Source organism: Mycoplasmopsis adleri, assembly GCF_045276205.1.
Classification (GTDB): domain Bacteria; phylum Bacillota_I; class Bacilli_A; order Mycoplasmatales; family Metamycoplasmataceae; genus Mycoplasmopsis; species Mycoplasmopsis adleri.
In genome coordinates this window covers 684145-706085 of sequence record NZ_CP174162.1, presented here as the reverse complement: position 1 = coordinate 706085, position 21941 = coordinate 684145, and the positions used below count along the sequence as shown (strand labels likewise).

Below are 21941 nucleotides of genomic sequence, written 5' to 3'. Positions count from 1 at the left end.
AAAAATTTAAAGAAAAAATCCCGCACAAAAATGTGCAGAATTTAACGAAATTTAATGAAAATTATTTACTTTGTGGAACGTAAGCGCCACCGTATTTTTCTACATCTTCTTGAGTTGGACCATTTTGGTATCTTTTATCGTTAAGAATAGATTTTAATGCTTGATATAAATTGTAGTATGTATCTTCGTAACCAAATTCGTCTAATCAACCACCATATTCACAGTTACCTGGAACCATTACAAATGCTTGAGTGTAATCAAGTTTTTCTCATTTTCATTTGTTAGTTGTTTTATCATAAACATATCTAATACCTGTTCCACCATCAATAGTGAATAAGGTTTGCATCTTAGCGCCTTCAACTTCAGTTTTTAAGAATGATGTTACTCTGTCATCATTTGATTTCTTTTTAGACATTCTATCAAAGAAGTCATTGTAGTTATCACCAATTTTCATAATGGTCTTAAGAACTACTTTTTCATCAGATTTCTTGTCTGCTGATTTAAGGTTTCATCCTTCTTTGTTGTCATCAAGTCCATTCATTCTATCAGTTTTGTAAACTTTTTTACCTAAGGTATAAGCAGCTTTTGAATTTGTTCATGTTCTTCATGGAGTATCTGAGAATTTATCTGTGAATTTAAGGTTTTTAGCTAGTCCCTCTAAATCACTTGACTTCATATCTTTTGTTTTTTCATCAGTTATATCTGCTTCATTTTCTGCTACATATGGCATTGATCCACGCATTCAGAATTGGAAGTCAGCAACATATTTAATTCCAACTTTTGTAAGGTTTTCTTTAACTTTATCTCTAACTTCAGTTGATTGGTTCATGTCTGAATTATAGAATACTAAACCACCATGTTCTTGAACGTAGTTAATGAAATCAACAACACCTGGTAAAGCAAATCTTACTGCTTTAACATCGTTTTTTTCTTTCATTGTACCATTATAACCACCATTTAACATACCATATGTTTCTGTGTAGTCATTTTGTAATACTGTTTCATCAATGTCCATAAAAATAACTGGAACTGATTTACCTCCAGCAGCTCTTACAACTTTTTGAGCTGCGTTAAAGTTTTGACTAAAGTCAAATTTTTCTGCGTTTGCTGCTTTTAACTTATCAAATGTTTTAATAGCATTTTGATATGTAGCTCATTTAGAAATGTATGATTCTACAGATTTAATGTATCATACAATACCACCAAAGTTACCAGCATCTTTGTTAAGGTAACTGATTAATTGTTCTTTTTGATCTGGTGTAAGTGATTTCTTAGGATCTAAGCCTTCGATAAATTTGTATTTGTCTTCTGGAGATAAGCTTTTGTATAAATCTTTAAGAACTTTTTCTTGATCTTCTTTTGATAATTTCTTAAAGTCTTCTGCGCTAGCTGAACTACCACAACCAGCTGAAAGAACGATAGGCATAACACTTAATGGCATTGCAGCGCTAAGAATTAATTTTTTAAATTTCATTTTTTTCCTCTTTTATCTTTCAAAAATATTTTATAAATTGCGCCCATTATTGAAACGCAACATATAAATTATACATTATTAATAATAATTACCGCCTACAAACGAAATCCTCACGTATATTTTGGCTATAATATCACTTATATCTTTATGCAAATTGTATTGAAATATAACAAAATTTTTGCAACAATATTTGTTTTGTATATACAGATAGATTAAACAAAACTAACATAAAATTACAACTTAATATTATTTTCGGTTTAAGCAAATATCAAGAATAAATCTTAAATAAAATCATTTAAAAAAATGTGTTATTTTTTGTTTGTTCTATTTGACATATAAGCCTATAAAAATATGTTTTTGATAGTTTTGTCCCCTCTTTTTTAAATCGACTTTTTTAATTTGCTTAATATTAATTTTAAACATAAAAAAACATATTAAAAGACTTGCTTTTAATATGCAATATTAAATTGTTGTGATGATTAATAAAATACATTTTACAAGAACACATTCTAAAAATTAATATATTAATAATCATTTAAATCTATTTAATCATTCTAAGACAATAACACATAAAATCATTGAATGATTAATTTAATTTCAATTTTTAATTATTCGTTATTTTTGTTCATATTTTTTTCGTTTTCTTTGTATAAACCATATAAAAGTTCCATTATTTGTGTTGTAGATTTCTTTTTAATTGAATATTGTTTGTCCTTTAAAATTAGTTTTTCGTTTTTTCAATCAATATTAACATCTTCTTCTTTAAAACCGTATTTTTCTGCGCCTAATCTTAATAATTCTAAAAAATCATTCATTATTTTTATCTCCTTTTTTATTATTATTCTTATCATACCATATTTGATATTAGCATAATAATAAAGAAAGCAAAAAAGTGCTTAAAATGCTATTAAAAAGCCCTAAAATAAAAAAATTATGCAACGCATAAGATAGGCATTGCATAATAATTAATTATTATAATAATCCTTTATATAGCTTCTTATAGATCACTCTAACAATCATAACAAGAGCAATATATAAAGCAACAAGACTAATTAATAAAAGATAGAATCAAGGATTTAATGCTTGAATTCCTGAGTTTCCAAGTTGGAGCTCTTTTTTATTACTTTTTTCAGTGTTATTTATATATAAATAAAAAAAGTTATTTTTTTACATAATTACATTGTAATTTGTGGTATAATAAAGATATGAAAAAAGACAAATGACTATTAATTTCAAGAAAAAATAAGAACTCTACTTACTTATCTTTAGCACTTTCAGGAGGATTTGGCAAAGGTTATAAGAAATCTATCGGTATCGGTACAGTTGAAAAATGAGAAAAATATTGTTCTGATCCAGTAGAAAAAATTAAAAAACTATCTCAAAACTACAATACTGATTGAGATAGAAATATGATAATTAGACAATTAGAGTTAGATATAAGCAAGGTTAAAATTGAAACAAAACAGTTCAATTATGGATATGATTTGTTATACAGTTTCTTAGAAAAATTAAATCCTTTTAAAGATGCTAAAGTATCAAAATCCAAGTATTTAAATGATTTATTAAAATATATGATTTCAAATAGAATTGTAAATCCGGGTAGCATGCTTTCATCCTTTAAAAATAAAGACAAATTCAATATAAATTTAGAAGTTGAAAAGACGACATTTTATAATACTTTAGACTATTTAGCTGAAAATAAAAATAACATTTTAAAGAGTGTTAACGATACATTGATTAAAGATAAAAATAGAAAAATAGATATTATTTGATACGACTCTTCAACGGTATATTTTGAAAGTTTTGTAAGAGAAGGATTGAGATATCCAGGTTATTCTAAAGATGGAAAATTCAAAGAAGATCAAATTGTTTTAGGTTTAGCAACAGATGAAAACGGCATTCCAATTCACTATAAATTATTCAAAGGGAACACTGCTGATGCATCAACATTTATTAATTTTATTTTGGATATAAAATCACAATATGAATTAAACAAAGTAACACTCATTGCTGATAGAGGAATGAGTACAAATAGAAACATAAGATTCTTAGAAGATAACGATATTGATTACATTTTATCTTATAGATTAAAAGCGGCTTCAAATGACCGAAAGACCTTTGCAATAGATGAATCCGGCTATTTTGGAGACAATAATTTTAAATATAAAGAAACTACTTTTTATTCGTTTTGAAAGAATAGAAGAGCAAACGGACACAAGAGAAGATTGGTAGTAACATATAGTGAAAAAAGAGCATTAAAAGATAAAAATGATAGACAAATTTTAATCGATAATTTTATTAAAAGACAAGATAAAGACGGACTAGTTCATGATCAAGTAATGTTCGGTCAAAAGAAGTTTAAATTCTTCGAAAAAGTTGGTGGTAAAGGTTATTACAAACTTAACTATGACAAAATTATCGAAGATGAAAAGTTTGACGGATATTATGCTTATGAAACCTCTAGATTTGATTTATCACCTGAAGAAATTGTGAATTTATATTCAAAACAATGACAAATAGAATCAAACTTTAGAGCTTTAAAAAGTGGTTTAGCTGTAAGACCTATTTATGTATGAAGTGAAAAGCATATTGAAGGTCATTTCGTACTTTGCTTCTTATCTCTTGTTTTATTAAATTTTGTTATTTATTATTTAAACAAAGGTTTGAAAGAACTCGGTGTTGTAGATGAAAAAATCACAATCAAAAAATTACAAGATGTAATAAAAGAAACAATCAAAACATGCAAGATTATTGACGGAAAAATTGAAAGTGAAGAATATATTATTAACGACAACAATAATCAAGCAATTCAAGATTATCAAACATATTTAAGAATTTTAAATGAATTAAAATTTTAAATTATTAAAAACAGCTCATCAAACAGATGAGTTGTTAAAAATTACATTGTAAAAGTTGGAAACTCGGGAAAATAAAAAAATTATGCAACGCATAAGATAGGCATTGCATAATAATTAATTATTCCTGAGTTTCCAAGTTGGAGCTCTTTTTTATTACTTTTTTCAGTGTTATTTATATATAAATAAAAAAAGTTATTTTTTTACATAATTACATTGTAATTTGTGGTATAATAAAGATATGAAAAAAGACAAATGACTATTAATTTCAAGAAAAAATAAGAACTCTACTTACTTATCTTTAGCACTTTCAGGAGGATTTGGCAAAGGTTATAAGAAATCTATCGGTATCGGTACAGTTGAAAAATGAGAAAAATATTGTTCTGATCCAGTAGAAAAAAATAAAAAACTATCTCAAAACTACAATACTGATTGAGATAGAAATATGATAATTAGACAATTAGAGTTAGATATAAGCAAGGTTAAAATTGAAACAAAACAGTTCAATTATGGATATGATTTGTTATACAGTTTCTTAGAAAAATTAAATCCTTTTAAAGATGCTAAAGTATCAAAATCCAAGTATTTAAATGATTTATTAAAATATATGATTTCAAATAGAATTGTAAATCCGGGTAGCATGCTTTCATCCTTTAAAAATAAAGACAAATTCAATATAAATTTAGAAGTTGAAAAGACGACATTTTATAATACTTTAGACTATTTAGCTGAAAATAAAAATAACATTTTAAAGAGTGTTAACGATGCATTGATCAAAGATAAAAATAGAAAAATAGATATTATTTGATACGACTCTTCAACGGTATATTTTGAAAGTTTTGTAAGAGAAAGATTGAGATATCCAGGTTATTCTAAAGATGGAAAATTCAAAGAAGATCAAATTGTTTTAGGTTTAGTAACAGATGAAAACGGCATTCCAATTCACTATAAATTATTCAAAGGGAACACTGCTGATGCATCAACATTTATTAATTTTATTTTGGATTTAAAATCACAATATGAATTAAACAAAGTAACACTCATTGCTGATAGAGGAATGAGTACAAATAGAAACATAAGATTCTTAGAAGATAACGATATTGATTACATTTTATCTTATAGATTAAAAGCGGCTTCAAATGACCGAAAGACCTTTGCAATAGATGAATCCGGCTATTTTGGAGACAATAATTTTGAATATAAAGAAACTACTTTTTATTCGTTTTGAAAGAATAGAAGAGCAAACGGACACAAGAGAAGATTGGTAGTAACATATAGTAAAAAAAGAGCATTAAAAGATAAAAATGATAGACAAATTTTAATCGATAATTTTATTAAAAGACAAGATAAAGACGGACTAGTTCATGTTCAAGTAATGTTCGGTCAAAAGAAGTTTAAATTCTTCGAAAAAGTTGGTGGTAAAGGTTATTACAAACTTAACTATGACAAAATTATCGAAGATGAAAAGTTTGACGGATATTATGCTTATGAAACCTCTAGATTTGATTTATCACCTGAAGAAATTGTGAATTTATATTCAAAACAATGACAAATAGAATCAAACTTTAGAGCTTTAAAAAGTGCTTTAGCTGTAAGACCTATTTATGTATGAAGTGAAAAGCATATTGAAGGTCATTTCGTACTTTGCTTCTTATCTCTTGTTTTATTAAATTTTGTTATTTATTATTTAAACAAAGGTTTGAAAGAACTCGGTGTTGTAGATGAAAAAATCACAATCAAAAAATTACAAGATGTAATAAAAGAAACAATCAAAACATGCAAGATTATTGACGGAAAAATTGAAAGTGAAGAATATATTATTAACGACAACAATAATCAAGCAATTCAAGATTATCAAACATATTTAAGAATTTTAAATGAATTAAAATTTTAAATTATTAAAAACAGCTCATCAAACAGATGAGTTGTTAAAAATTACATTGTAAAAGTTGGAAACTCGGGAAAAAAATTATGCAACGCATAAGATAGGCATTGCATAATAATTAATTATTATAATAATCCTTTATATAGCTTCTTATAAATCACTCTAACAATCATAACAAGAGCAATATATAAAGCAACAAGACTAATTAATAAAAGATAGAATCAAGGATTTAATGCTTGAATTTTTAAGGCTGAATTTAAACCTGGAATATATGGACTAACTGTTACAATAACAATACCAAGTATTGAAAATACAAATAATGGTCATCCAGGACGAGATTGAATAAATGGAATCTTTTCAGTTCTAATAAAGTGAATTACTAAGCTTTGGGTTCACATCGAAATGATAAATCAACCAGTTTGGAATAAAGCAATGAATTCAGCATCGTTTGGTTGTAAACCAGGGTAAAGTTTTGGAATAAATAAGTATCTTAAAATTAAAAATGATGTTATATCTACAATACTACTTGTTGGACCAAACCAAAGCATGAAGCGCAAGATACTTTTTGTATTTCATTGCCGTGGTTTCAATAAGAATTTTTTATCAACATTATCTCAAGGAATAGCTCCACAAGAGATATCATAAATTAAGTTAAGGAATAATATTTGAGCGGCAGCAAGAGGCACAAATGGTAAAATGGCTGCTGCTAAAATCATGCTTAAGATGTTTCCAAAGTTACTACTTACAGTCATCTTGATGTATTTATTCATATTAGCGTAAGTTTTTCTACCTTCAATAATTCCAGTGGCTAAAACATTTAAGTCTTTTTCTAAAAGAATGATATTAGCACTTTCTTTAGCGATATCGACTGCTGTATCAACTGAGATAGAAACATCAGCAACTTTCATAGCTGGTGCATCATTAATACCATCACCCATATAACCTACAACATGTCCATTATCTCTTAAAGCCGTAATAATTCTAGCTTTTTGATCAGGACTAAGTTTAGCAAAAATATTATGTTTTTCAACAGCTTCTCTTAATTCTTCATCGCTTAAACCTAGTAAGTCTTTACCAACCATAATGTTTTCAGCAGGAATGCCTACTTTTTCACAAATAGCTTTTGTTACTCTAGCATTATCACCTGTTAAAATTTTGACATCAACACCGTGGTCATATAAATTCTTAATAGCGCTTTTTGTTGATTCTTTAGGAGGATCTAAGAAGACTAGATATCCAATAAGAACCATATTATTTTCATCAGCTGCACTAAATTTACCAACTGAGCTTGGATTGCTTTTACGAGCAACTGCGATAACACGCATACCGCTATCGTTTAAATCATCAACTTGTTTAAGAACTTTTTTAATCATGTGATCATCTAAATCGATAACTTCATTTTTAAGTTCAATTTTGTTACATACTGAAAGAATTTCTTCAACAGCACCTTTTGTAATCATTTCTAAACGACCATTTTTGTTTTTGTTTTTAACTAAAACACTCATTCTTTTACGGTTAAAATCGAAAGGTATTTCATCTACTTTTTCATAGATTGTTTCTAAACTTCTTAACTCTTCATGAATATCACTAAGTTCATCCGTTTTATTAATAATAGATAAATCTAATAAGTTTTTAAGACCAGTTTGATAATAACTATTTAAAAAACCATATCTTAAAACTTTAACATTTTCTTGTCCTAAAACATCTAAGTGTCTTTCAAGAACAACTTGGTCTAAGGTTAAAGTTCCTGTCTTATCTGTACAGAAAACATCCATTGCTCCAAAGTTTTGAATTGAGTTTAAACTCTTAACGATAGTTTTCTTTTTCGACATTGAAACAGCGCCTTTCGCCAAAGTACTGGTTACAATCATAGGCAACATTTCAGGGGTTAAACCGATTGCAATTGAGATAGCAAACATTAATGCTTCAATTCATTGACTAGCACCTTGATGCTTAACTCAAATTTTAATTCCTAAAATTAAAAAGACAATTGGTACAACAGTCACCATAATTTTAAGAAGCAACATAGAAATTGATCTAATACCTTTTTCAAAACTTGTTTTAACAGGCTTTTCATTAATTTTTTGAGCTACTTGTCCTAAGTATGTCCTATCACCAGTTACAACAACTAATGCTCTAGCACTACCTGAAATAATATTAGAACCCATAAATGCTAAATTATGTCTATCAGTAATATTTTGATAATCTTGTCCTTCAGGTAAATTTGGAAACTTTTCAATTGATTCACTTTCACCAGTTAATGATGATTGTGAAACGAACAAGTCTTTTGCGCTTAAAATTTTAACATCTGCCGGAATAATATCACCAGCTGCTAAAATAATAATATCTCCAACTACAACTTGATCAAGTGGAATTTCATAATGGACTCCATTTCTTTCAACTTTAGTAGTAGTTTCGATCATCTTAACCAGTTTAGCCGCCGATGAACTACTCCTTGTATTTTCAACTATATTTAAAATACCACTGATAAGAACCATTAATAAAATAATGATAACTGTCGCTGGTTCTGCTTTTTCATGCTGATTAAGAGGAATAATAATGTCTGTAACAGCAGAAATCAATGAAAGCACTAATAAAATAATTGAGAAAGGATTAAAGAAAGCTTCAGCAATTCTTTTTCAAACACTATTTTTGCTTTTCTTACTTAAAACATTTTTACCATGTTCAAGTTGATTTTTTTCGATTTGTTCTTCATCAATAATCCCTTGAGCAGAAGTTTTATATTTTTCAAATAATTCTTCGTTGCTAGTTTGGGAAGCATAAACTAAACTAAGTTTTGCATTTTCATTAATTATTTGGTTCATTTTAGTATTTTTTCTTTTTAATGCCATATGCCTCCCTTTAAATGTTATAAACAAAACACAATTACTACATATTATAAATTTTATTTATAATAAACAAACAATTAAAATAATTTTTATGAATATTATAAATTCCAATTTTAAAAGTCCTAATTTTGCGTAAAATCAAAAATGTTACAAAAATTATAAATTATTACCAAGAAAAGCTTTAAAATCCTAAAAAAATTTAAACGAAAATACCAAGTTTTGTAAAAAACTTGAGTTTTTGCTTACTTTTTTCCAAAAAAGTAAGTGCCTTTTTGTCAAACTTTTTAGCACATAAAAAGTTTGGATTAGAAGCGAATGCTTCTCTTGTAATTATTTATAAAATCCATAACAGGAGTCAAATCTTGACCGTAGTAAGGGTCTATAGACTTGCCTTTTTTAAAATACCGTCTTAATAACCTGTGGCAGTTTTCGATAGAGCCTTTTTCTCCCGAACAATATGGGTGACATTTATATATTTGCTTAATACCTGGCACTTCATCTAGTTTCGCATTTTCACTACCATTATCTATGGTTAGCGAATCTATTGTCAAGTTATATTTTTGCATTAGGTATATCAGCCCATCTCTAACACCAGTGCTAGTCCGCCGTACCATATGAAAATAGAAGCGTCTAGTCTTTCTATTAATTAGCGTTACGAAACAACATTGATCAGTTTTTGAACCAATAACAGTATCTAATTCATAATCATTATCTCTAAGTCTTTCATTGATTTCTGTGCTGCGTTGATCAATGCTAACTCCAATCTTTTTAAGCTTTCGACTGTCTCTTTTTGGGGGTCGTTTTTGTTTAATTCCTTTGGTGGATAAATTGACCAAAATGCCGATTTCAAGGTCTTTAAAGACTCTTTGTGATATCAAATTATATACCATAGATTTTGAAGGTTTATAGCTGTTTGGATACTTTTCTTCAAATCTTCTTAATATTTCGTTAGCGCTTAGCTTAGGCGTTCTTTTTGCTAAATCTTTATTATTTCTATTTTGGGTATAATCATCAAAAAGCTCTGTTCAAAAATTTCTAAAATCTTGATATTGTTCTATTTTCTTTTTTGAATATGCTATTCTTTTACTTTTATCAAAATTAGCAACATTTATCATAAATTCATCAAGATTTAAATAACGAACTTTTTTAATTTTAGCATCACAACAATCACAGGTTTTTCTATCGCCTTTGCCTAAATATATTCCTTTTGAATATTTAAATAAAAACCTTTTAATCGCTTTAGTCGATATTTCAATATTTTGAGATATTTCTTTTAAAGATTGAAAATTTAGTAATCCATATATTATCTGAAACACTTCTGCAAAACCGATATGGTTTTTGTGTGTCGAGTAGTTTTTCGAGCGGCTTAAAATTTCAGAGTAATTCTTATCAACAGCGAAATGAATTTGTGAAGTTTGAATTTTGTTATGCACATTTTTACTTCTAACCAAAGTACAGAAAATTTTTTTATCGTTTTTCATATATAATTATGTTGTCCTTTCTTTTTATCATTTTTATTTTACCAAAAGGACAGAAAAATCCCGACATTTTCAAATGTTGGGACTTTTATTTCTGGAATGAATAATTTTTATGAATATTTTGTGTAAAAAATGCATTTTTATCACTTATATTTATTCTTTTAATAAATATAAATATAATTTAATTAGTAGAAGAATAAACTACTAGAACGGAGTTAAAAAATGGAAAAGAAAATGATGAACAAATTTAAGAACGTAATCGTAAGAACACCTGCAAGTAGCATGGTAGATGGTATTACATCAGCACCTGAATTAGGTAAACCAAATTATGAATTAGCCCTAAAACAACACAAAGCATATCAAGAAGCTTTAAAATCATGTGGCGTACAAGTTACAGTAATGGATAAAAATGAAAAGTTCCCAGATTCATGCTTTGTTGAAGATGATGCTGTAATCGTAACTGGAGAAATAGCAATTTTAACAAACCCAGGAGCACCTAGCCGTAATGGTGAAAAACATGATATGCTGCCATATCTTCAAAAATTCTTTGATGACAAACACTTATTCAAAATTGAAGCACCAGGAACAATCGATGGTGGTGACGTAATGATGGTTGGCGATACATACTATGTTGGTATGTCTGAAAGAACAAACCGCGAAGGTATTAGACAATTCCACAACATTTTAGCTAAAGTTAATAAAAAATGTGTTCCAGTTCCAATGACTGAAATGCTTCACCTTAAAACTGGAGTTAACTATCTTGAACACAATAACTTATTAATTTCTGGAGAATTTTTACAATACCCAACATTTAAATCATTTAACCAAATTGTAGTTCCAGCTAGCGAAGCATATGCAGCAAACTGTATTTGAGTTAATGAAACAGTTATTGTTCCAGAAGGATATCCAAAAGTATTAAAAGCTGTTAAAGATTTAGGTATTTACCGTGTTATAACTTGTGACACAAGTGAATACAAAAAACTTGATGGTGGTTTAAGCTGTCTTTCACTAAGATTCTAACATGTAAAAAAGGAAGCACACGTTGGTGTGCTTTTTTCTTATTCTACTGTTTTATAGATATATTCTATAATTTCATCTTTGGTTTTTAAATCCATTTTCGTTTGCTTGTCTGTGTTTATAAATCATATAAAATTTTGTATATCATTATTAAAAAGTATTATTGTTAAATATTTGGAATTACTGAAAAAATTATTTTCAAGCAAGTTATATAATGCACTATCAACTTCTTCTAAATTATCTTTAAGTTGTAAATTTTCAATATATTTATTATCAAAAACATATTGTGCATAAATAAAATCAAAAGAGTTATTCAAGCCAAAATCTAGATCTATATTTTTAATTACATTAATTCATTCTTTAAAATTTTCAACCAAAACAGTTTTGCTTTTTTGACTTAATTCTCAATTTTTATCTTGATTAGTTAAAATAAATAGCTTTTTATTTGATTCAATTTTAGATAAAAAATCTTTAATATCTTCCTTTGTTAAAAAACTATCTTTTATTTCAACATTAGGGCACATATGTTCAAAATAAGTTAGTGCACTTATGAATTGATTATCATAAATTGCTAATTTATATTTTGGTGAGAAATTTAAATTCATAATATTAATAAACATGACTTTTTTGTTCATAAAATAATTATACTATTGTTTAAAACCATTTATTCAATTGCTAAACATATACGAAAATAAAATGTGAAGTGAACTTCAAAAATACGATACTTATAATAACTTCAAAAATAACGAATTTTTAACTTTTTGGTATCTTTATTTATGCTATGAAAAAAATTGAAAAAATAAATTGTTTTAATTATGAACTTAGAAATGAGTACAGATTAGAATTTATAGCAAAAAATATGAATAAATCCATCACTTGAATTAGTAAATATTTGCAAATTAATTGGCATACAGCAAAGAAACTTAGAGATAAAGTGTTAAACAATTGCTTAATTATTTCTCATAAAAATAAAGGTAATCAACACCATAGAAAAATTAGCACTAATAGGATTGATGAGTTGATTAATGAATATCTCACTTTTATTGATGATGTATATGACCGAAAATGCGATTGTTCTGTTTCATTAATATTTTTTTATGATTATTGCTTAAAAGATTTTGGCAAGAACAATATGACTTATAAATTATTCATAAAGAATCTGGTTGCTAAGGGTTTTTATTCAAAAAATATGACCAAGAAAACAAAGAAAAAAGCAAGAGAAAATTTAAGAAAACTTAAAGAAAATAATGGAGATGTAATAGCAATAAAAAGATTAATTAAATATAATGAAACTATGGAAACGACAATGTTTAAAGCAAGAAAATGTAGAGATAATAACCTTGATTTTGGTGAAATAGTTGAACTTGATGCTTGTGAACATCGTTGAATGAATGGCGAAAAATCTAATATTTATGTAGCTGTAGATTCATCAACTTCAAGAGTTTTAGCAGTACATATTGAACAAGAAGAGACTAATCTATGCTATATGAAATTATTGGAAGATTTATTTAGAAATTATGGTAAACCAAAAATAATTAGAACTGATAAAAGAAGAACTTTTTGAGGTACTGATTATTCGGATACGCCTTTAAAACAGTATTTAAATTCAAAAGGTATAGAACTCCAAAGCTCTAGTATTGCCATTTTTAAACCTCATGTTGAAAGAGCAAATAATTCTCTACAACAATTCTTACCTCCATATTTACATTTAAAGAAAATAAAAACATTTGAAGATTTTATTCACAATAAAGAAGAAATCATTCAAGCTTATAATAAAAGAAATAAAAAAGATTATGAGTACAAGAAAAATATATTTTCGAAAATGGATGAAAGTCAATGTAGTGTCTACTTAACAATAAAAAGAAAGATATACGCATCAACTGTACAATTTCAAAATAAGTTTTATGTTGCTGTTAATGAAGAAAACAAAAGGCAATTTATTTCGCCTGATGACGATGCTGCATTTATTATTAAAAGTGATGGAAGTTTATGTTTCTTAATAAACCAAAAAGAATACAAAACTGAAATTTTAAAAGACAAGGAGCTAAATGATTTTCAGCAATTTTGTATTCACTTTAAATTTGATTCTAGTCAGTCATATTCGAAAGAAATATATCAATGATTTAAAAGAGGCTATTCTTTTTATAGAATGCTTGATGACTTAGTTTTTAAGCTTAAAGAAGCTTTAATTAAGTTTGATCCAGATGATGAAACATTAAAGAATATTGTTGTTCAAAACGATGAAATTCTAGAGTTTTTCCATAAATGACTTTTAGAAATAGAATCAAAAAATCTCGACGTCATTTAAACGCAAAGATTTTAAAATTTTAAAACTATAATCTACCCAAGATGATTATAGTTTTTTTCTTTTAAAAAAGAAGAATTTTAATGTTTTTCCAATAATTAATTTGTTTTAAAAAAATCGTTATTTTTGAAGTTCAGTTCACAGATAAAAAAATTTTCTGTACTTTGGTTAGAAGTAAAAATGTAGTTTATAAATAATAAAGTTTTTGAAATTTTAAAAAATATTTTATAATAATAAACATAAATTGCCCGAGTGGTGAAATTGGCAAACACGCTAGACTAAGGATCTAGTGCTTAACGGCTTGCAGGTTCAAGTCCTGTCTCGGGCACCATATAAAAGAATTAAGGGATGACCTTAATTTTTTTATATGTTTTTTTAATATCTATAATGATTAAAAAAATTAATTTTATTTAATGCAGATTAACACAATATTTTAATTTTGCTCTTCATTTTTTTATTAGTATATAAAGCTAAATTAGTCATAGCAAAAGCTTTATTATTCACCTAAAAACATTGCTATTATAAAACTACTTGTTAATTAATGGTTAAAAAATGTTTAATCTTTTATTTAAAGAATTACAATTTGAAAAGATTAAAAAACGCCACAGTCTGTGGCATTTTATTTTTGCTAATTAAAGTAAGATATACGCTTACTAAAATTTCACAATTTGATTATAAAACAGCATTATTCGTCAAAACCAGCGTGATAAAGTTTTTCATATAAACCTCCCGAGTTTCCAACTTTTACAATGTAATTTTTAACAACTCATCTGTTTGATGAGCTGTTTTTAATAATTTAAAATTTTAATTCATTTAAAATTCTTAAATATGTTTGATAATCTTGAATTGCTTGATTATTGTTGTCGTTAATAATATATTCTTCACTTTCAATTTTTCCGTCAATAATCTTGCATGTTTTGATTGTTTCTTTTATTACATCTTGTAATTTTTTGATTGTGATTTTTTCATCTACAACACCGAGTTCTTTCAAACCTTTGTTTAAATAATAAATAACAAAATTTAATAAAACAAGAGATAAGAAGCAAAGTACGAAATGACCTTCAATATGCTTTTCACTTCATACATAAATAGGTCTTACAGCTAAAGCACTTTTTAAAGCTCTAAAGTTTGATTCTATTTGTCATTGTTTTGAATATAAATTCACAATTTCTTCAGGTGATAAATCAAATCTAGAGGTTTCATAAGCATAATATCCGTCAAACTTTTCATCTTCGATAATTTTGTCATAGTTAAGTTTGTAATAACCTTTACCACCAACTTTTTCGAAGAATTTAAACTTCTTTTGACCGAACATTACTTGATCATGAACTAGTCCGTCTTTATCTTGTCTTTTAATAAAATTATCGATTAAAATTTGTCTATCATTTTTATCTTTTAATGCTCTTTTTTTACTATATGTTACTACCAATCTTCTCTTGTGTCCGTTTGCTCTTCTATTCTTTCAAAACGAATAAAAAGTAGTTTCTTTATATTTAAAATTATTGTCTCCAAAATAGCCGGATTCATCTATTGCAAAGGTCTTTCGGTCATTTGAAGCCGCTTTTAATCTATAAGATAAAATGTAATCAATATCGTTATCTTCTAAGAATCTTATGTTTCTATTTGTACTCATTCCTCTATCAGCAATGAGTGTTACTTTGTTTAATTCATATTGTGATTTTATATCCAAAATAAAATTAATAAATGTTGATGCATCAGCAGTGTTCCCTTTGAATAATTTATAGTGAATTGGAATGCCGTTTTCATCTGTTGCTAAACCTAAAACAATTTGATCTTCTTTGAATTTTCCATCTTTAGAATAACCTGGATATCTCAATCCTTCTCTTACAAAACTTTCAAAATATACCGTTGAAGAGTCGTATCAAATAATATCTATTTTTCTATTTTTATCTTTGATCAATGTATCGTTAACACTCTTTAAAATGTTATTTTTATTTTCAGCTAAATAGTCTAAAGTATTATAAAATGTCGTCTTTTCAACTTCTAAATTTATATTGAATTTGTCTTTATTTTTAAAGGATGAAAGCATGCTACCCGGATTTACAATTCTATTTGAAATCATATATTTTAATAAATCATTTAAACACTTGGATTTTGATACTTTAGCATCTTTAAAAGGATTTAATTTTTCTAAGAAACTGTATAACAAATCATATCCATAATTGAACTGTTTTGTTTCAATTTTAACCTTGCTTATATCTAACTCTAATTGTCTAATTATCATATTTCTATCTCAATCAGTATTGTAGTTTTGAGATAGTTTTTTAATTTTTTCTACTGGATTAGAACAATATTTTTCTCATTTTTCAACTGTACCGATACCGATAGATTTCTTATAACCTTTGCCAAATCCTCCTGAAAGTGCTAAAGATAAGTAAGTAGAGTTCTTATTTTTTCTTGAAATTAATAGTCATTTGTCTTTTTTCATATCTTTATTATACCACAAATTACAATGTAATTATGTAAAAAAATAACTTTTTTTATTTATATATAAATAACACTGAAAAAAGTAATAAAAAAGAGCTCCAACTTGGAAACTCAGGAAAAAACGCCACAGTCTGTGGCATTTTATTTTTGCTAATTAAAGTAAGATATACGCTTACTAAAATTTCACAATTTGATTATAAAACAGCATTATTCGTCAAAACCAGCGTGATAAAGTTTTTCATATAAACCTTTTTTATTTAAAAGTTCTTTATGGTTTCCTCTTTCGATAATTTCACCTTTTTCAATTACTAAAATTTCATTAGCTTTTTTAATAGTACTTAATCTGTGAGCAATAATTAATAATGTTTTTTCTTTACTTAAAGCATTAATTGCTTTTTGAATTTTCATTTCACTAATTGTGTCCATATCACTTGTAGCTTCATCTAAAATAGTGATTTTTCTATTAGAAACCATAGAACGCGAAATGGCTAATAATTGTTTTTGACCATCACTAAGCATTGATCCATTATTTGTTAAAACTGTATCAAAACCATTTTCAAGTTTTTCAATAAAATCATATGCTGTAGTTTTTTTAGTTATATCAATTAGTTGTTCATCAGTTATTTCTTCATTTACACAAGATAAGTTCTTTTTAATTGAACCTTTTAATATATATGTTTCTTGTAATATAGTATCAATAGCACTTCTTCAACTACTTTCTTTAATGTCGAAAATAGATTGACCATTTATTAAAATGTCTCCTTTAGTAGGAACATAAAGTTTCGAAAGCAATTTTGCAATGGTTGTTTTACCACATCCTGTATGACCTACTAGAGCTAATGTTTTACCTTTTTCTAATGTAAATGAAATATCTTTAAGTACAAATTTGTCTGGTTTAGAAGGATAAGCAAATCAAACATTTTTGAATTCAATTTTTCCATCTCCATCTTTTAAATCGGCTAATTTGTCTTGATCAACTGGTGGTACAAGAGAAACGATTTTATCTAATCTAATAGCTGAACCTAAACCCATTTGTAAACTACTCATAATTTCAAGCATTTGGTTAAAGTTATCAGTTAAACTGTAAATATACATCGAAATCGATAGAATTGAACCCATTTGAATTCTATCAGCACCAGGCATACCTGGTCAGTTTTGTTTAAGCACTAATGTAACACCAATAATTTCGATTAAACTTAAAATTTTGCTAAAGTGGAATCAAGGGAACATTAAGTTCATTCTTGAAGCTACCTTTAAATTAGGTTTTAATAAATTAGTGTTATATTTATCGAATTCTTTTGAAATATATTCTTGTTGTTGATAAACATTAATTAAAGGTAAAGCATCAATAATTTCTTCTAAAAATCCATTGAACTCACCTAATCTTTCTTGTTTTTCAATAAATAATTTTTGATTACTTCTAATAATTAAGAAGATAGGTATAAAGTTAATTGGAATAACAATTAAAGTTATTAAAGCAATAATTGGTGAATACGAAATCATAATTCCAATTGTAAATAACAAAGCAAAAGTAACTGTAATACTATTACCGATCATATCAGTCATAGCTTGTGCTATATTTTGAACATCATTAGTCATGGATGACATTAAGTCACCAGTTTTTTCATTTTCATAATAACTTAAAGGCATCGCTTGCAGTTTTTTATAAGCACACAATCTAATTTTTGAAGCTATCAATAAGCTATTTCTTGATAATAAGAACCGTTGAACGACAAGTAAAACCTTTTGCAAGATATAGCCTAGTCCTAAAACTGCTATCAAAATCGCATAATTTTTAAAGTCAAAGTTTGCGGCATTAAAATTATTGCCATTAAAAAACTTATCAATAATAAAACCTATAAATCAAGCTGAGAAAGTAGTTAAACCAGCGATTAATGCTCCGAAGATAAATGACACTGCTCAAATTCATTTTGAAATACTAAATTCTTTAATTAACTTAAAGAATACTTTAAAAGATTCTTTTCTTTCTTTTTTGCTTTTAAAGTCAGCCAGAACTATTCTTCTATGAGCCATTATTCATCCTCACTTTCTTGAGCAGTATAAATTTCTTGATAAATTTTATTAGTTTTAACTAATTCATCATGCTTACCAATTCCTACTATTTGTCCTTTATCAAGCACGATAATTTTATCGCTATCAATAATTGATTTAATTCTTTGTGAAATTACTAATACAGTTCTTTCATGATTATGATTTAAAATATTTTTTCTAACTTGTTGGTCAGTTTTATTATCTAAAGCACTAGTTGAATCATCTAAAATCAAAATTTTTCGATCTTTTAATAAAGCTTGAGCAATAGATAATCTTTGTCTTTGACCACCAGAAAGATTTAATCCTCTGGCATTAATTGAACTTTGGTATTTATCTTCCAAATCAAAAACGAAGTCCGAACAAGATAATCTTAAAGCTTTTTCGAGAGCTTGGTCTTCATAGTTTTCTGAACCAAAAGCAACATTACTTTTAATGGTTCCACTAATTAAAGAAGGCTTTTGGAAGACAATTCCAATTTTCTTGTAAAAGTCTTTTGTGTCTATTTTATAGATATTTTCATTATCAATTAAAATTTGTCCATCATTATCATTTAATTTATATTCACGAGCTATTAAGTGTGCTAATGTACTTTTACCACTACCTGTTTTACCAATAATCCCGATAGTTTCACCAGGGTTAATTGTTAAGTTAATATCATTTAAAATTACGCGGTTATCATATTTAAAAGTAACGTGTTGAAATTCAATTTTACCGCTTTCAATTTTAGTATCTGAAACAACATAATCGATATCAGTTTTAGTATTTAAGATTTCTTGAATTCTTTTAGCTGAAACATTTGATCTAAATAATCTATTTAAGGTAAATAATGTTGTATAAACGCCCATTGAAATCATATTCATATAAGTTGAAAATTGATAAATATCACCAACTAATTTCTTAGTAAAAGCAGATTCGCCACCATTATATTTTTTAATTATAATAGCAACAATTGAGAAAAGGATAATATTACCAACAAGCACAATTAAGTCAATAAGAGGTCAAGCAATTGAATCATATTTAGCCGCTTTTCTAGCAGTTGAATTAACATTAAAACTAGCTTGTTCAAATCTTTTGTATTGGTTATCTTCGAGGTTATATGATTTTACTAATGAAACTGCGTTAAAGTCTTCTTTAGCAACTTCATTAAGTTGATCTAATAATCAGTTTTCTTTTCTATATAAAGGGAAAAGTTTAAAGATGGCTAATATTGCGGCACCTATAATAAAAGGAATGATAACAGCAATACTAATTGATAATCATGGGTTAGTTATTAAAGCAAATGTTAATCCTCAAATTACAAAAAATGGTGAGATAAACATACTTCTACATATAATAAAGAAACCATCTTCAATTTTATTAATGTCATTACCAAAACGAGTTATTAAGGTTGATTGTGTTATTTTATCTATATTTTTTCTTGATAAAGTAAGCACATGATTAAATAAAATTTTTCTTAAATTATAAGAAGCGTAAATCTTTGTTTTAGTAGTTAAGTAGACTGATAAATAAGAAGTAATAACTAATAAAGAAGCTACCGCAAAAGTTAAACCAACAATTATTCCGAGTGCTTGATTACGCGGGAATGAGCCAATTGTTCATTCTTGTTTAAGAATAAATATAGTAACATCCTCATTGCTTGTTGATGCCAAGAAAGTAATAAGTTGTTTTGTAATAGTTGGAATTATCATATTAATAAAAGGCTGCGTGATACTTAAAAGTATTGCAAAAATTCCAAAAAATTTAATTTTTTTAGGCATTAAGTTCATTAATTTTCACATCTATTATCCCTCCTTTACTACAAAAGATTTATCATTTTATTATATTATTTATTTTTAGATAATAAAAATAAATAATGATTAATGTGGAATAAATTAATTAATTATAAATTGATGATTATATTGAAACTTAATTTATTAGTTATTTATTAATAATACTATTTTTTGGTTCGAAATTAAAGAAATTTTTGACTATTGAAGATATAAGAAATGGTGATGATATACTGAATAAGTTTATATGTTCTAATCCAAAATCAGTTATAAAATAGCAGTTTTAGAAAATTGTTGATAGGCAAGCAAAACTTTATTTTATTAATTTCAACCTAAAATAAATTATTCATAAATAAGTAAATTATTCCACATAGACGCAAGATAATAAAAAGATTAAATTTTCAAAACTTAGATAATGTTATATAATAAAATTATATTTATTTTAAATAAATATTTGGTAATCAAAATATAGGAGAATTATGGCTAAATTTAAAAGAATTTTCATGATTGTTACTGATGGTCTTGGAATTGGACCAGATAAAGATCAAAAAAGATTTGGAGATGCTGGCGCAAACACAATTTACTCAGCTTCTTTAAGTCCAATGTTCTTTATTGATACATGAAAAAAATTAGGCATTGGTAATATAGCTAAATTAGAAGGTAATTATCATATTAAAGATCAAATGGGATACATGGCTAGAGTTCAAGAAGTTTCAAACGCTAAAGATACACTAGCAGGTCACTGAGAAATGATGGGTATCAAGACAGAAGTTCCATTCCCAACATTTGCTGAAACAGGTTTCCCAGCTGATTTAATTGCTGAATTAGAAAAAGCATTCGATGGTAGAAAAATTGTATGTAATAAAGCTGGTTCAGGTACAGAAATTATTGATGAATATGCTGAAGAACAAAAGAAAAATGGTTCTATCATTGTTTATACATCAAATGACTCAGTATTACAAATTGCTGCTCACGAAGAATGAATCGGTTTAGACAATTTATATAGATATGGTAAAGAAGCTAGAAGAATTTGTTCTTCTAAACCAGAATGAAATGTTGGACGTATTATTGTTAGACCATTTATTGGTGAAAACGGTAAATACACTAGAACATTCAACAGACATGACTATGCAAATAAACCAGAACCTATGATTTTAAACAAATTACAAGATGCTGGTATTGAAGTTATTGGTATTGGTAAAATCAATGACATTTTTGTAGGTCAAGGTATTTCTAGAGCAATTCACTCAGATGGTGATGCTGACGGTATGGATAAAACAATTGAATTAGCAAAAGAAAATTCAGAAAACAAATTCATTTTCACAAACTTAGTTCAATTTGACTCACACTACGGACACCGTAGAAATGTAGATGGTTATGCTTCAAACATTGCTACATTAGACCAAAAACTTGGTAAATTAATTCAAGCAATGAACAAAGATGACTTATTAATTATGACAAGTGATCACGGTAATGACCCTGCATATCCTGGTTTCAACCACACTCGTGAAATGTTACCTTTAACAATTTATTCAAAAATGTTCAAAGAACCTCGTGTTTTACCAGATGTTAGAGGTTTAGGTACATCAGGTAATATAGTTGCTAGAAACTTTGGTGTTCCAATTGTTGAATTAACTGGTGATGATATTTTTGATAAATTAGTTTAATTCTATAAATTTTTACAATAATTAGACATTTTCATTTGAAAGTGTCTTTTATTATAAATTTCCAAGCCAAAACTAGTTGAATAATTAACATAATTTATAATTTAATATAAAATTATAAATACTAAACACCGAAAGGAGTTGTAAA

The 21941-nt window shown here is 26.8% G+C and carries 13 protein-coding genes and 1 tRNA gene; 6 read left to right on the top strand and 8 right to left on the bottom strand.

What is annotated here, in order from left to right; translation table 4 throughout:
* Positions 1 to 61: 61 nt before the first annotated feature.
* Entirely contained in the window at positions 62 to 1474 is a 1413-nt protein-coding gene (locus ACJA22_RS02980; RefSeq protein WP_406616792.1) for an HAD family acid phosphatase, read from the bottom strand.
* 608 nt (positions 1475 to 2082) lie between these two features.
* Complete coding sequence (locus ACJA22_RS02975; RefSeq protein WP_406616791.1) at positions 2083 to 2289, bottom strand: hypothetical protein; 207 nt, start codon at positions 2287 to 2289, stop codon at positions 2083 to 2085.
* A 390-nt stretch (positions 2290 to 2679) separates the two neighbouring features.
* On the opposite strand from ACJA22_RS02975, the gene ACJA22_RS02970 reads away from it, so the two are divergent.
* Complete coding sequence (locus tag ACJA22_RS02970) at positions 2680 to 4332, top strand: IS1634 family transposase (RefSeq protein ID WP_406616790.1); 1653 nt, start codon at positions 2680 to 2682, stop codon at positions 4330 to 4332.
* Positions 4333 to 4570: 238 nt separating this feature from the next.
* Positions 4571 to 6223 (top strand): IS1634 family transposase, encoded by a 1653-nt coding sequence (locus ACJA22_RS02965; RefSeq protein ID WP_406616788.1) that lies wholly within the window; start codon positions 4571 to 4573, stop codon positions 6221 to 6223.
* A gap of 116 nt (positions 6224 to 6339) precedes the next feature.
* On the opposite strand, the gene mgtA is transcribed toward ACJA22_RS02965, so the two are convergent.
* Positions 6340 to 9066, bottom strand: a complete 2727-nt coding sequence (gene mgtA, locus ACJA22_RS02960; protein WP_406616787.1) for a magnesium-translocating P-type ATPase — start codon at positions 9064 to 9066, stop codon at positions 6340 to 6342.
* Positions 9067 to 9368: 302 nt separating this feature from the next.
* Entirely contained in the window at positions 9369 to 10544 is a 1176-nt protein-coding gene (locus ACJA22_RS02955; protein ID WP_406616729.1) for an IS30 family transposase, read from the bottom strand.
* A gap of 219 nt (positions 10545 to 10763) precedes the next feature.
* On the opposite strand from ACJA22_RS02955, the gene ACJA22_RS02950 reads away from it, so the two are divergent.
* On the top strand, positions 10764 to 11561 hold the full coding sequence (locus ACJA22_RS02950) for a dimethylarginine dimethylaminohydrolase family protein (protein ID WP_406616786.1): 798 nt from the start codon (positions 10764 to 10766) through the stop codon (positions 11559 to 11561).
* Between the two features lie 38 nt (positions 11562 to 11599).
* Here the strand turns inward: ACJA22_RS02950 and ACJA22_RS02945 are convergent, their stop codons facing one another.
* Positions 11600 to 12193 (bottom strand): hypothetical protein, encoded by a 594-nt coding sequence (locus ACJA22_RS02945; protein ID WP_406616785.1) that lies wholly within the window; start codon positions 12191 to 12193, stop codon positions 11600 to 11602.
* A gap of 146 nt (positions 12194 to 12339) precedes the next feature.
* Here ACJA22_RS02945 and ACJA22_RS02940 point away from each other — a divergent pair, with 146 nt between their 5' ends.
* On the top strand, positions 12340 to 13866 hold the full coding sequence (locus ACJA22_RS02940; RefSeq protein WP_406616784.1) for a hypothetical protein: 1527 nt from the start codon (positions 12340 to 12342) through the stop codon (positions 13864 to 13866).
* 243 nt (positions 13867 to 14109) lie between these two features.
* A tRNA-Leu gene (locus ACJA22_RS02935) sits at positions 14110 to 14194 on the top strand.
* Positions 14195 to 14659: 465 nt separating this feature from the next.
* Here the strand turns inward: ACJA22_RS02935 and ACJA22_RS02930 are convergent.
* From ACJA22_RS02930 to ACJA22_RS02920, 3 genes are all read right to left on the bottom strand, one after another.
* The gene (locus ACJA22_RS02930) at positions 14660 to 16312 is read right to left on the bottom strand and encodes an IS1634 family transposase (protein WP_406616783.1); all 1653 of its coding nucleotides are present in this window, start codon (positions 16310 to 16312) and stop codon (positions 14660 to 14662) included.
* Positions 16313 to 16518: 206 nt separating this feature from the next.
* Complete coding sequence (locus ACJA22_RS02925) at positions 16519 to 18345, bottom strand: ABC transporter ATP-binding protein (RefSeq protein WP_406616782.1); 1827 nt, start codon at positions 18343 to 18345, stop codon at positions 16519 to 16521.
* Positions 18345 to 20129, bottom strand: coding sequence for an ABC transporter ATP-binding protein (locus tag ACJA22_RS02920; RefSeq protein WP_406616781.1), 1785 nt, complete (start codon positions 20127 to 20129; stop codon positions 18345 to 18347). Before ACJA22_RS02920 ends, ACJA22_RS02925 begins: the two co-directional genes overlap by 1 nt.
* A 479-nt stretch (positions 20130 to 20608) precedes the next feature.
* Here ACJA22_RS02920 and ACJA22_RS02915 point away from each other — a divergent pair, with 479 nt between their 5' ends.
* The gene (locus tag ACJA22_RS02915; protein WP_406616780.1) at positions 20609 to 21796 is read left to right on the top strand and encodes a phosphopentomutase; all 1188 of its coding nucleotides are present in this window, start codon (positions 20609 to 20611) and stop codon (positions 21794 to 21796) included.
* The last annotated feature ends 145 nt before the right edge of the window (positions 21797 to 21941 follow it).